Below are 13992 nucleotides of genomic sequence, written 5' to 3' on the forward strand. Positions count from 1 at the left end.
CCTCACCCCCCGGGCCCCTCTCCGAAAGAGGAGAGGGGGTGCCAGACGGCTGATTGCAGACAAGAGTAAAGAGTTAGTTGGCAGAAACGGGCAGGAGGGCTTTAATAGCTGCCAGCACTTCGGGAAGGCGCTGAGTTACCTGCTCGTTGGGAAAGCGCAGAACCTGATAGCCCAGTTCCGTCAGCAAGGCCGTGCGTCCCTGGTCATAAGCGGCCTGATCGGACTGCTGATGCACGTCGCCGTCCACCTCCACAATCAGCTTGGAGCCAATGCTGACAAAGTCCACGATGTAGCGGTCAATGCTGTGCTGGCGGCGAAACTTCGAGCCCAGCTTATTGTCGCGCAACGCCTGCCAGAGCACTTCTTCCGCTTCCGTGGGCTGCTGCCGCATTTCCCGGCTTCGTCCTTTCAGGTCCAGCTTGCCGTACTGCCGCTTATCGGCCGTAAGAACTTTATCCTGCGGGTAAAAATGCTCGGCAGCTGGCGTTGTCGTCTGGCTCCCCCTCTCCTCTTTCGGAGAGGGGGCCGGGGGGTGAGGCGCACTACTCGCCACCTCGTAGTTCAAATTCGGCGACAACCACCGCTCCAGCTCCGCTACCGGCATGTTCTTGCGCTGGGCAATGTCCGCCACCTGGTCCTTGCCGATTTTGCCGAGGCCGAAGTAGCGGCTGTCCGGGTGGGCGTAGTAGAGGCCGCTGACCGAGGAGGCCGGGTACATGGCCAGGTTTTCGGTGAGGATGATGCCGGTTTGCTGGTCGGCGTCGAGGAGCTGGAACAGGGTGATTTTCTCGGTGTGGTCGGGGCAGCCGGGGTAGCCGGGGGCGGGCCGCACGCCGCGGTACTGCTCCTGAATCAGCTCTTCCTTGGTCAGCTTCTCATCCGAGGAGTAGCCCCAGAACTCCTCCCGTACCCGCTGGTGGAGGCGCTCGGCAAAGGCCTCGGCCAGCCGGTCGGCCAGGGCCTTGATCATGATGCTGGAGTAGTCGTCGTGGTCGGCCTCAAACTGCTCGATGAGCTTTTCGATGCCCAGCCCGGCCGTGACGGCAAAGCCGCCGATATAGTCCGCGCGGCCCGACTCTTTCGGAGCCAGGAAGTCGGAGAAGGCGAGGTTGGGAATGCCCGGACCCTTCTCGCCCTGCTGGCGCAGGGTGAAGAACTCGGTCTGCACCTTGTCGCGCTGGTCGTCGGCGTAGATTTCGATGGTGTCGGCGCCGACAGTATTGGCGGGCCAGAAGCCGACCACGGCGCGAGCCGTCAGCAGGTTTTCGGCAATGACCTTTTGCAGCATGGCCTGAGCGTCGGCGAAAAGCCTGGTGGCGGCTTCGCCCAGGGTTGCGTCGTCCAGGATGCGCGGGTAGCGGCCCTTCAGCTCCCAGGTGTGGAAAAACGGCGTCCAGTCGATGTACTCAGCCAGCTCGGCCAGCGGGTAGTGGTCGAGGACTTTGGTGCCCAGAAACGTGGGTTTGGTGATGGGCGCGGCGGCCCAGTCGGCCTTAAAGCCGTTGGCGCGGGCGGACTCGATGGGCAGGTAGTTTTTGTCGCGCTGGCGGCTGGCGTAATCCTGGCGCAGGCTGGTGTACTCGTCGCGCACGGTGCGGCCGTAGGCTTCGGCGCTGGAGCCCAGCAGGCTGGCCGCCACGCCCACCGAGCGGGACGCGTCGTGGACGTGCACGATGGGGCCGGAGTAGTTGGGCGCGATTTTCACGGCCGCGTGCAGGCGCGACGTGGTGGCGCCGCCGATGAGCAGGGGCGTTTTCAGGCCGCGCTTTTCCATTTCCTGGGCCACGTACACCATCTCATCCAGGCTGGGCGTAATCAAACCGCTGAGGCCGATAACGTCCACCTGCTGCTTCACGGCCTCGTCCAGAATCCGCTCCAGGGGCACCATCACGCCCAGGTCCACGATGTCGAAGTTGTTGCAGGCCAGCACCACGCCCACGATGTTCTTACCGATGTCGTGCACGTCGCCTTTCACTGTGGCCAGCAGGATTTTGCCGGCCGTCTGCCGCTCCTGCCCGCGCTTGTCGGCCAGCAGGTAGGGCTCCAGGTAGGCCACGGCCTTTTTCATCACCCGGGCCGACTTCACCACCTGGGGCAGAAACATCTTGCCGGCCCCGAACAGGTCGCCGACCACGTTCATACCGGCCATCAGCGGCCCCTCGATGACTTCCAGCGGGCGGCCGACCTGCCGGCGGACTTCCTCGGTGTCCTGGTCGATAAACTCGGTGATGCCGCGCACCAGGGCGTGCTGAAGCCGCTCGGCCACGGGCAGGCTGCGCCAGGCATCAGCCACCACTTCGACCTTGCCTTTCTGCTGCACGGTTTCGGCGAAGTCGACCAGCCGCTCGGTGGCGTCGGCGCGGCGGTTGAGCAGCACGTCTTCCACCAATTCGAGCAGGTCTTTGGGCACCTCGTCGTACACGGCCAGCTGGCTGGGGTTCACGATGCCCATATCCAGCCCGGCGCGGATGGCGTGGTAGAGGAAGCTGGAGTGAATCGCCTCGCGCACCACGTCGTTGCCGCGGAAGGAGAAGCTGATGTTGCTGATGCCGCCGGAAGTCAGCGCCCCGGGCAGGTTGGCCTTGATCCAGCGCACGGCCTCGATAAAGTCGAGGGCGTAGTTGCGGTGCTCCTCCATGCCGGTGCCCACCGTGAGGATGTTGGGATCGAAGATGATGTCCTGGGGCGGGAAGCCCACTTCGTTGACCAGGATGTCGTAGCTGCGCCGGCACACGGCAATTTTCTTCTCAAACGTGTCGGCCTGGCCGGTTTCGTCGAAGGCCATGACCACCACGGCGGCCCCGTACTGACGCACGGTGCGGGCGTGCTGTTTGAAAACTTCCTCGCCCTCTTTCAGCGAAATGGAGTTGACGATGCTCTTGCCCTGCACGCACTTCAGGCCGGCTTCGAGCACGGTCCACTTCGAGGAGTCAATCATCACCGGCACCCGGGAAATGTCGGGCTCGGAGGCAATCAGGTTCAGAAACGTCGTCATGGCCTGCTCCGAGTCGAGCATGCCCTCGTCCATGTTCACGTCGAGCACCTGGGCACCGCCTTCCACCTGGTCGCGGGCCACCTGTAGGGCGGCCTCGTAGGAGCCGGTGCGGATCAGGCGGGCAAAGGCCCGGGAGCCGGTCACGTTGCACCGCTCGCCCACGTTCACAAACAGACTGTCGGGGTAGATATTGAAGGGCTCAAGGCCGGCCAGGCGAGTCGCGCTTGAATTAGTAATTAGTAATGAAGAATTAGTAATTGGCTCGTCGGCTTGCTGGTCGTCGGCAATTCTTAATTCTTCATTACTAATTACTAATTGCGCATTGCGGAGCTGAGGAAGTGGGCGTGGCGCGTAGCGCTGAGCCAGCTTACTCAGCTCCGCAATGTGCTGGGGCGTGGTGCCGCAGCAGCCGCCGGCCACCGTCACGATGCCTTCCTTCAGGTAATTCTCCACCACGGCCGCGAATTCCTGGGCCGACTCGTCGTAGCCGCCGAAGGCGTTCGGCAGGCCGGCGTTGGGGTAGGCGGAAATATGCACGTCGGCAATCCGGCTCAGCTCCCTGACGTAGACGTGGAGCTGGTCGGCCCCCAGGGCGCAGTTCAGCCCCACGCTCAGCAGCGGTAAGTGGCTGATGGAGTTCCAGAAGGCCTCCACCGTCTGGCCCGACAACGTGCGGCCGGAGGCGTCGGTGATGGTGCCCGAAATCATAACCGGCACCACTTTGCCGCCCTCGTCGAAGAACTTCTGCACCGCGTACAGGGCCGCCTTGGCGTTGAGCGTGTCGAAGATGGTTTCGATGAGCAGCGTGTCGGAGCCGCCGTCGATCAGGCCGCGCACCTGCTCGAGGTAGGCCGCGGCCAGCTCGTCGAAGGTCACGGCGCGGAAGCCGGGCCGGTTCACGTCGGGCGACAGGGAGGCCGTGCGGTTGGTGGGCCCTACGGCCCCGGCCACGAAGCGCGGCTTGTGCGGCTCGCGGGCGGTGAATTCGTCGGCTACCTCTTTGGCAATCCGGGCTGATTCGAAGTTGAGCTCATACACGATATGCTCCAAACCATAATCGGCCTGGGCGATGGTGGTGCCGCTGAAGGTATTGGTTTCCACCATGTCGGCCCCGGCGGCGAAGTAGTCGTGGTGGATGCCGCGGATGATGTCGGGGCGGGTTATTGACAGCAGGTCGTTGTTGCCGCGCAGGGGCTTGGCGTGGTCCGCAAAGCGCGGGCCGCGGAAGTCGGCCTCGTCCAGCGGGTGGCGCTGAATCATGGTGCCCATGGCGCCATCGAGCACGAGAATGCGCTGCTGAAGAATAGCGTAAAGCGGGGATTTGGGGCGGGGCGTCGGTTGCATAGCTGCTTCTATTCTAATGAGGCGGTACCAAAAAGCCTATCCAGAAAGAGCCGCGCAAGGGCGAGTCCGGTACTTATCTTTATTCGCCGCCGAAACGCCGAAATGGGAGTTGGCACCTTGTGTAGCAGGTTGCCAAGACGTCGTCGGGCCCAGTCCCTCGGTCTTTCTGGATAAGTAACTAAAACGAAGATACAGTACGAAAATCCGGAATCCAATTTTGGGAACCGGTCGGGCGTTATCCGGTAGCTTTAGGCCCGTAGGCAACGCGCGACGCTTTCAGATGATCAATTCAGCCATGCTGTTTCCCCGATTTCTCCCGGCCCTGCTCCCGCTGCTCCCGCTGTTGCTGCTGCTATCCGTTCGGCTGCCGGCCCAGAGCCTGCCCGGTACCGGCCTGCGCGGGCAGTACTACGACGGCAGGAACTTCAACCGCCTCGTGCTCACCCGTACCGACCCCACCATCGACTTCAGCTGGACCACCGGCCCGCCCAACCTGATGGGTATATCGCGCCGGTTTGTGGCTCCCGGCCCCGGCGTGCCGGCCGAGTATTTCTCGGTACGCTGGACGGGTCACATCTTCATTCCCGTTACCGGCCGCTACACCTTCCGCATCCTCAGCGACGATGGCATGCGGGTGTGGGTGGGGGGCAAGAAAATCCTGAGCGCCTGGCGCGACCAGGTCGCCACGGAGTCGGCGGCCGAGGTGACGCTGGTAGGCGGGCGCTACTACCCGCTGCGGGTGGAATATTACCAGGTGCAGTGGGATACCCGCGCCCTGCTCACCTGGCAGCTGCCCGGGTCGGCCGCCGAGCCCCAGCCCATTCCGGCCAGCAGTCTGTACGCCGAGCTGCCCGCGTCCGCCAAACCAATACCAGCCGTGGCGGTACGCCCCCAGCCGGTTGCTCCCCCGGCCCCGGTCGTTAGTCCGCCGACTGCGCTGCCTCCCAGAGTAGTTCCGCCCAACCCCGGGCGCGGGCACCAGACCGCCGCGGTTTCCCGGCGGGCGGCAGCAATGCCGGCCGCTCCTCCGGCCGCGGCCCCCGCCAGTCCGGTTGCGGTACCCGACACGCTGCCGGATTTATCGGCCCTGAGCAAAGGAGCGGCCGTGACGCTGTCCAACCTGTATTTCACCCAGAGCACGGCCACGCTGCTGCCCACTTCGCGGCCCCGGCTGAACCAACTGACCCGGATGCTGCGCGCCCAGCCCGCTTTGCGCCTCGAAATTGCGGGCCACACCGACAACGTCGGGGAGCCGGCCCTGAACCTGCGCCTGTCCGAGCAGCGGGCCCGCGTCGTGCGCCGCTACCTCGTGCAGCAGGGCATCGACTCGGTGCGGCTCACGGCCCACGGCTACGGCGCCACCCGCCCGGTAGCCGACAACCGCGACCCGCAACAGCTCCCCCGCAACCGCCGGGTGGAAGTCATTATCAATTAACAATGAGCAATTGCTTGCCTTGCGCGGTAGTGGATACGTGACTGATGCCCCAGAAAAAGCTCCGTTACCAACTGGTAACGGGGCTTTTTCTGGGGCATCAGTCAGGCGGGGTTTACTCGCGGACGATACGGGCTACATAGCGGCGGCCGTCGGCGGCGGTGCCGGTGAGCAGGTAGAGGCCCGGCGGCAGGCCCGCCAGCGACAGGCGCTGCCCACCGGCCTGGGCCAGCGCCCGGGTGGCGGGCCAGGTGCGCACGCGGCGGCCCAGCGGATCGGTCAGGGTCAGCTCGCCCGCTACCTGGCGGTCGGCGCGCAACGTCAGCTCGGGCTGGCCGGCCGCCAGCGGGTTGGGCCAGGCCTCAAAGGCGACCCGGGGGGCGCGGGCGGCCCGGGTAGAAAGGACGCGCCAGTTGGCGTGGATGCCCAGAAACAGATCGGAGCGGCCCAGGGGGCCTTGCGTGGCCTCGCCGCTGAACACGTAGTTGTTGGTGCCCGGCTCCACGGCCAGGCTGCGGATGGTTTCCGAGCCGCCGGCGCGGAAGAGCACCGTGTCGCGCAGCACCTGCCCGTCGGGCGTGATCTTGCCCAGGTACACGCGGTAGCCATCGGCGAAGTAGAAGCTGCCGGCCAGCACGAAGTTGCCATCGGCCAGGGGCTGCACCTGGCCGGGCGTGGCGTAGCCCGTCACGACGCCATTGGTGTAAATCAGGTACTTGGTCCAGACGGTATCAAGCGCGGCGGTAAAGCGCGTGAGCTTGCTGGCCTGACACATCAGGTAGCCCCCCTGGTTGGGCAGCGGGGCCACGCTGGTGATAAAGTCGCTGCCTTTACCGTACAGGGGCTTGGTCTGATCTACCACGCCGGCTTCGGTCAGGTGCAGTAATTTCCGCTCGCTGATGGTACTGCCATTACTGTTCTGGAGCCAGTAGCCGCCCCGTCCGGAGTTGTCCTTGAACAGCCCGGTCACCACTCCGATGTTGTCGGCATCGTAGTTGATGTTGGTTCGGGCCACGACCTGGCCGGCGGCGTTGACCTTGAGCCACTGCGGGTAGGTGTTCAGCGAGGCCGTGAGCACGAAGGTGCCGTCGTTGCCCAGCAGCAGGCCGGTATACGAGTCACCGGTAGGGCCATCTACCTTGCGGGTCCAGAGCGTATCGCCCTGCGGATTCAACAGGATCAGGATGGCTTCATCGGCAAAGCCAATATTGGCGTCACCCCCAGCTCCCGCGACCAGCACCTGTCCGGCGGCGTTCTCGCAAATGGCCCGCACGTTGATTACCGTGAAACCCGGAATTTTGTGCGTACGGGTCCAGAGCGTATCGCCCTGGGCCGTGGTGCGGACCAGGTAGAGCTTTTCGTCAAGGGCCGTAGGGGGCGTTTTTTGTTGGGTGCCAACTAGCAAATAGCCCCCGGCTTGCACCGGGGTCAGATACCCAAGCCGTTCCGGGCCGGCCGACCCGTACACCTGCTGGTGGAGTAGCTGGGCCAGGGCTGGCGGCCCGGTCAGGACCGCCAGCCCGCCCAGGACCAGAAAGAGCAGAAAGCGTTTCATCGGCGGGCGCATTAGGGATTGATCTGGACCTGACGGGTGAGGTACCGGCCCCTGGGGCCGGTGAGCTCCAGCAGATACGGCCCGGCCGGCAGCCCGGTCAGCGACAGCGCCGGCTGGGTACCCGGTCCCGTCCGTACGGCCCGGCCGTGGGCGGTGAGCAGCCGGTAGGTGTAGGTGGCCGCTTCGGCGGCCGGTACCCCACTCAGGGCGAAGCGCAGCTCCCGGCCCTGAGTGGGGTTGGGAAACACCGTCAGCGCCGGGGCGCTCCGCTGCTCGACTGGGGGCCCGCCCACGGGCGAGCGGATAATCAGCTGGCCGCCAGGCTCGACTTCGAGCTGGCCGAACTGCTGGAGCGCGGTAGCTTCGGCCTGGGTTTTGATGCTCAGCACGCCCCCGCTTCTCACCAGAATAGCGCTACCCGGTTCCGCGAGCAGACGGCCGGAATTAGTTATGAATACGGTGCTGCCACTGCCGATTTCCATTGCCCCGCCGTCTTCCAGATGGACGTATGCCTCCGGCCCCACTGTCAGGTAGGTGTCGTTGATGAAGTCGGCCCGTGGTCCGGGCGTGGTCCGGTTGGGCGTGCCGCTGCGGTTGATGCGCAGCCGCACGCCGGGTTTCACGTTCACCGCGTAGCCGCCGGCCGCGCCGGGTACGTGCTGCACGGCCAGGTTGCCGGTCCAGCGCGTACTACGGTCCACGTCGGTATCGGTAAAGCTGACGGCTACCCGCAGGCTACCGTCGCCGAGCTGTTCCAGCAGCCGCACCGATACGCCACTGAGCTGCATGGGGGCCAGCTGCTGCTGACTGACGCTAAAGTCGGGATTGGAGGCCAGCGCCGGGTTGGAGGCGAGCCCGATCTTGTTGGCAGGAGCGCCGGAAACGAAGTTGAAGCGGGCGTCGTGGCCCAAAAAGCCGTAGTTGGGTGCGTTGTTCAGCGCCGAAAAATGGAAGTACTCGTTGCTGGTTGCTCCGTTGGTCCCGGTGGTGTAGCCAATGCTGCCATTGGCATCCTTGTCGCCGCGCAGGAACATGAAGGTGCTTTGCCCGCCCGTGGGGTTGGCCGCGCCCTGCTGGAAATTGTAGATTGGGTTCCCCCACAGCGCGTTGCTGTAGGTGCTGCTGGTGCCGTTCCAGCTCAGGTCGTAGTGGCCGGCGGCCGAGAGGTATTTCAGCCCGTTGGCCCCCAGATCGAAGCCTGCCCAGCCGAGCGGGTTGTCCTTGTTCTGGCGCAGGTCTTCCACGTAGGCCATCAGGCCGGTCGGAATGGTGGGGAAGGCCTGACCCGCGCCGTTGAGGGTCCACTGCAGCTGATCCCAGATGCTTTTCTGCTGCCGGTTTTCCAGCCACAGATACTGGTAGGTACCGGTAGCGGGGTTGAAGGTATTGGGCAGGCGGATGCGTAGCGCGTCGCCGGTCGTGATAAAGTCGCGCAGCAGGTAGCTGCCGGCGGGGGGCAGCTGGGTGGCGTCGGTCACATCGCCGCTCACGCCGTTGCACCGCAGCGGGGCCCAGCCCAGAAACCAGCGCTCCCAGGCGTTGATGTTGCCGGTGGTCATGCTGTTGCCGGTGGTCACGTAATACTTGCTGCCGCACACGCCGTTGTTGCCGTTCACGTGGGGGGCGTTGTAGAGCGTATGGGCAAATTCGTGGACGAACAGCTGATGGTCGATGCCTTTAATCCCCAGGCACTGGGTGAAGCCGTCGTAGGTAGTCAGCGCCGGAGTGGTGCCGGTGGCGGCCATGAGCGTGTGGGTACCGATGCTGGCATAAGCGCCGCCGCTGCCCAGTGCATTCTGCAAATTGTCTGTTGCGAAGGGGCCACCCGTACCGGGATTCGTGCCGGCGTAGCGCCAGATGATGATCGTGTAGTCAATTCTGCTGTCGGGCGCGGAGGTGCTGTTGTCGAACGTGTAGGCCGGATTGTTGGTCCGGCCGTCCAGCTGGGCCCGGCTCAGGCCGGCCATGTGGGCTTGCAGGGCCGGCTCGGTGCGGATCTTGTCCATCACCTGCTGGGTATAGGGACCCCAGGCCCAGCCGGCATTCTGCGCCGTGGTGGCCGTCACGTTCACCCGCACGGGGAAGTTGAGGGCCGTCATGCGGAAGGGGCGGCCGTTGAACTGCGACATCTGGTAGTAGAAGTTCGACAGGGTCTGGTCGGGAGCCGTGGCGCTGAACTGGGCCGGGCTGGTGTAGAAATTATTTGCCGCCGAGCGGGGCAACGACTCGCCCCAAGCCGAGCCGTTGAGCGTCTGGGGCCAGGGATTGTTAGGGTCATTATCGTTGTTGTTGGGGATGCCAGCAGCCCCTTGTGGGTCAATATTTGGGTCCACGTTATCATTGGTGAAGCCGGCATAGATCACCAGTACGCGCAGGTCGCCGCGGGGCGTGAGGGCCGCGCCGTATTCCGACAGGCGGGTTGCCGTGGTCCCGTTGGGGGGTATCGGACCCGACTCCGGCTTGCCGGCCGGATTACCGGGAAAGCAGGTGAAGGTGTTGAGAAAATTGTGGTACGGCCCCGGGCGGGAAACCTCCTGGGCCCTGGTAGGGCGGGCGTAGCTAGCGCCCAGCAGCATGAGCAGGACCCAGAAGGCCGTGCGGGGGTTGATCCGCGCTAAGCGGATGGGGGGGTAAACGTGCTGTGCATGAGATAATTGGGTAAAAAGTAAATGGGTAAGGACAGCGGCAATAGGTAGGATAGTAGAGCGGGGCAAGGCCTAAAGAGAGCAAATTAAATCCGGCCGGCCAAACGCTGCTCGAAATAGTAATGCGCGGCTCTGCCCATAAACCGGGGTCACCTCAGGGCAGAATCTCCAGACTTAAAATATTGGCCCGCAGGCCCGGCAGCCGCAACCGCGGGTGGGCCTGGTGCTGGCGCAGAAATTCAGCCACGGCCGGCGTGGGGGGCGTGGCCGGGTTCAGGTCGAACAGCATCAGTACCGGTTTGGACGTACGCAACGGCAAGTGAGCCAATAGCGAATCGGCATCCAGTACGATATGGCCGGCCAGCCGGGCCGCAATTTCCACCCGCTTGTTGTAGGAGTTGCGCCCCAGGATGAGCGGTTCGCCCGGACTGATGGTGCGCAGAAACTGGTCGAGCCGGCGCACGTCGGCGGCGTGGCCGGGGGCTTGGTCCATGAAAAAGGCGGGGGGCTGCCGCAGGCTCTGCACCGTGCGCCGGTCCCGGGTAGCCACCGACAGCAGGAGGGAAGCGGCGAGCAGCCCCAGCCCGGCCGCCCGCACGGCCGGCCGCAGGCGCGCGGGGCGGCTCAGCACCAGCACCAGCAGCATAGCCGATACGCTCAGAAACGCGGGCAGAAAGTAGCGCGTGTCGGCCACGTACGTCCATCGGCCCCCCGCAAACCAGCCTACCAGCGCGGCGGGGTAGCGTAGCGAAACGGCCGTCAGCAGCCCGGCGCAGATCAGGGCGGTGCTTCCCGCCAGCAGGTGAAACAGCACCCGGCGCGTGGGCCAGAACCGGCCCCGGCGGTGCGCCGCCCGCCATTCCCGGCGCAGGCCGTCGCCCAGCACCATAATTACCACCGCTGAAACGAGAATTACCGCCCCGATTCGCAACCCCACCCCGGAGGGTACGCGGCTAAAATCCAGCTCATTCGAGAAAAAGCTGTGGTAGAAAACCGGGTCGAGCTGGAGCAGGTGGTGCCAGTACAAACCCAGGGTGGCGGCGCTGGCCGGCTCGGTGGCCAGCTGGGTGTAGAACTTCGTGATGTAGTAGGCGTCGCCGGCCACGCGGGCCTGATACACGAGCAGCCCCGCCACCAACCCGGCCAGCAGCAGCAGCGCGGCCAGCGCCGGCCGCACCAGCCGGGGCCGCCAGCGCCCGCCAAAAGCCAGCAGCGCCAGGGGCAGGAAGAAGGCCAGCGGGTAGTAGGCAAACCGCAGCAGGCAAGCCGCAAACCCCAGCCCACTCATCAGCAAAGCCGCTCCGAAAACCGTCCGGCGAGCCGCGGGCGGCTGAGTCAGCAGCCGGAACAGCCCGGCCAGTCCGCCCGAATAAAAAGCCAGCGCCAGCAGATCGGTACCGAACAGCAGGTGGAACGGCGCGTTGCTGAGGCCCCAGAACAAGAAAAAAACCGCCGGCGCGTACGGCACCAGCGCGCGGTGCAGGGGTTTCAGCAGATACCACCACGCCGTCAGCAGCCCCAGCAGGCCGGCCCAGTGCAGCACCTGCATCGAAACCAGGAATTCCGGCGACACCCCGCGCAGCAGCCCCGCCATCAGCCAGGCGTAGCCGGGCGGCCACAGGTTGAGGGGCTCAAACCCCGGGGCGGCCAGATCCTGCCAGTTGGCGCGGGCCAGACTCACGCCGTGGCCCCGCAGCAGGTTTACGGCGCTTTCGGTCTGGGTCTGCATGTCGCGGGTGAGGGCCGGCATGGCCAGCTCGTGGGCCCAGCGCAGCAGCACGGCCAGACCAAAGGCCAGCCGGTTGAGGACGGGCCAGGAAACGTTGAACGTCATGCGCGCCGCCTCAGGAAGTCACGACCAGGACTGCCGCCGCCGCGGTCGGCACCGGCCTGGCCTGGCCCGCCCCCAGCCCGCAAGCATCGTCGGAGGGATTGAGCGGGGCCAGGCCCAGCGCCTCGCGGTGCCGGATGCCCCAGGCGTATAACGACTCCAGCACGGGTTTCAGGGTCTGGCCGTGCTCGGTGAGCCGATACTCGACCCGGGGCGGAATAACGGCGAATACCTGCCGGTGCAGCAGCCCGGCTTCCTCCGGTTCCCGCAGCTGCCGGGTCAGCATCTTCTGCGTCACCTTCGGGATGCGCTTCCGGAGCTTCCCGAACCGGAGCGTCTGGTCTTTGAGCAGCATCAGGATAAAGATTTTCCACTTGCCGCCCAGCACGTCCAGCGCTGCCGCGGTAGGGGAGGTTAATTCTTTCTTGACGTTGGCCATAAAACTAGAGCAGATTTCAGGATGGGGCACCTAGTCGTTCAACGAGACGCCTCACCCCCCGGCCGCCTACGCCGCCTGAGGCGCGGAATGAAAAAGGAGAGGGGGAGCCAAACGTCAGAAGCATGTCCGGTGTCCCCGCTCCTTTTCCGGACTCCGCGCCTAAAGCAGATGCGGGGCCAGGGGGTGAGGCGGCCGCTAGAACGGCCGGGTACACCAACCTGAGATTTGATCTATGCGCCTGATTATCAATGTTTTTTACTAAAAGACACCTGCCTTACGAAAAGGTGCCTACTCGACAAAAGTATCCTGAACCGAGAACCTTTGCAACTCTTCGCGGGCCCGGCGGTTACCCAGCCGCCGGTAGGGTCCGCCCCGTAAGAAGCGGAACCAACCTTTTTCTTTCCTAATCAGCTGTTTTATGACCAACAAGCTTTTTGCTCCGGCCCAGCTCGGCTCTTTGAGCCTGACCAACCACGTGGTAATGGCCCCGCTCACCCGCAGCCGCGCCATCGGCAACGTGCCCAACGCCTTAATGGCGACCTACTACGGCCAGCGCGCCACGGCCGGCCTCATCATCACCGAAGGCACCTCACCCGCCGCCGATGGCCTGGGCTACTCCCGGATTCCGGGCCTCTACAGCGCCGAGCAGGTGGCGGGCTGGAAGCTGGTGACCGACGCCGTACACGCCAGGGGTGGCCACATCTTCGTGCAGTTTATGCACACGGGCCGCGTTGCCCACCCGCTGAACCTGCCCGCCGGGGCCGAAATCGTGGCCCCTTCGGCCAAAGCCGCCGCCGGCGAAATGTGGACCGACCAGGAGCAGATGCAGCCCCAGCCCACGCCCCGCGCCCTGACTACGGCCGAGGTGAAAGAGCTGGTGCGGCAGCACGCACAGAGCGCTAAGCTGGCCATCGAAGCCGGTTTCGACGGCGTGGAGCTGCACGGCGCCAACGGCTACCTGATTGAGCAGTTCCTGAACCCCGCCGCCAACGAGCGTACCGACGAGTACGGCGGCAGCCTTGAAAACCGCAGCCGCTTCGCCCTGGAAGTAGCCCGCGACACCATCGCCGCCATTGGGGCTGAGCGGGTGGGCATGCGCCTGTCGCCCTACGGCGTGGCCGGCGACCTGAAGCCCTTCGACGAGCTGGACGCCCAATACTTCTACCTGGCTGAGCAGCTGCAGGCCCTGGGCCTCGTGTATCTGCACCTCGTGGACCACTCCAGCATGGGCGCGCCGAAAGTACCGGCCGAGCTGGTCGCCGGCATCCGGGCGCGGTTTACCAACACCCTCATTCTGAGCGGCGGCTACGACAAGGCCCGCGCCGAGGCCGACCTGCAAAGCGGCAAAGGCGACCTTATCACCTTCGGCCGGCCCTTCATTTCGAACCCCGACCTGGTGGCGCGCATGCAGCAGGATGCCGAGCTGGCCCAGCCTAACCCCGACCTGTTCTACACGCCCGGCCCCGAGGGCTACACCGACTACCCCGTGCTGGCCGAGCAGGCCGCGACGGTTTAAGTTGAACCAAGTCATTGCAAATCCCCGGTTCGCCTCATGGCGGGCCGGGGATTTTTGGTGACGTACAAGGTAGAGACGCATAATTGCGTCTCGTCGGCCGCGCCGTCTGAGCCGATATCGTTCAAGGCCGGGACGCATCCTTGCATTGGGCAGCTGACGTCATTCTGCACCGTTGAGCTTGCTGGCAAAGTCGGGCAGAAAGTATCCCGGGCGCAGCTTTCCCCGGGCTTTTGCG

The 13992-nt window shown here is 64.9% G+C and carries 7 protein-coding genes and 1 riboswitch; of the genes, 2 read left to right on the plus strand and 5 right to left on the minus strand.

Translation table 11 applies throughout. The annotated features are described in order from the left end of the window. Positions 1-73 precede the first annotated feature (73 nt). Positions 74-4339, minus strand: coding sequence for a methionine synthase (gene metH, locus ABD833_RS16620; RefSeq protein WP_345074507.1), 4266 nt, complete (start codon positions 4337-4339; stop codon positions 74-76). A 70-nt stretch (positions 4340-4409) separates the two neighbouring features. After that, positions 4410-4516: riboswitch (SAM riboswitch) on the minus strand. Positions 4517-4634: 118 nt separating this feature from the next. On the opposite strand from metH, the gene ABD833_RS16625 reads away from it, so the two are divergent. Further along, positions 4635-5774, plus strand: a complete 1140-nt coding sequence (locus tag ABD833_RS16625; RefSeq protein WP_345074509.1) for a PA14 domain-containing protein — start codon at positions 4635-4637, stop codon at positions 5772-5774. A 112-nt stretch (positions 5775-5886) separates the two neighbouring features. Here the strand turns inward: ABD833_RS16625 and ABD833_RS16630 are convergent, their stop codons facing one another. The 4 genes from ABD833_RS16630 to ABD833_RS16645 form a co-directional block, all read right to left on the minus strand. Further along, a complete protein-coding gene (locus tag ABD833_RS16630) occupies positions 5887-7326 on the minus strand; it encodes a hypothetical protein (RefSeq protein WP_345074510.1) in 1440 nt (479 codons plus the stop codon). A gap of 11 nt (positions 7327-7337) precedes the next feature. Further along, complete coding sequence (locus tag ABD833_RS16635) at positions 7338-9902, minus strand: metallopeptidase domain-containing protein (protein ID WP_345074512.1); 2565 nt, start codon at positions 9900-9902, stop codon at positions 7338-7340. A gap of 223 nt (positions 9903-10125) precedes the next feature. After that, entirely contained in the window at positions 10126-11805 is a 1680-nt protein-coding gene (locus tag ABD833_RS16640) for a hypothetical protein (RefSeq protein ID WP_345074514.1), read from the minus strand. A gap of 10 nt (positions 11806-11815) precedes the next feature. Beyond that, positions 11816-12241 (minus strand): winged helix-turn-helix transcriptional regulator, encoded by a 426-nt coding sequence (locus ABD833_RS16645; RefSeq protein ID WP_345074516.1) that lies wholly within the window; start codon positions 12239-12241, stop codon positions 11816-11818. 418 nt (positions 12242-12659) lie between these two features. On the opposite strand from ABD833_RS16645, the gene ABD833_RS16650 reads away from it, so the two are divergent. Beyond that, a complete protein-coding gene (locus ABD833_RS16650) occupies positions 12660-13757 on the plus strand; it encodes an alkene reductase (RefSeq protein WP_345074518.1) in 1098 nt (365 codons plus the stop codon). Positions 13758-13992 lie beyond the last annotated feature (235 nt).

The organism is Hymenobacter fastidiosus, assembly GCF_039539565.1.
In the GTDB taxonomy this organism is placed as follows: Bacteria; Bacteroidota; Bacteroidia; order Cytophagales; family Hymenobacteraceae; genus Hymenobacter; species Hymenobacter fastidiosus.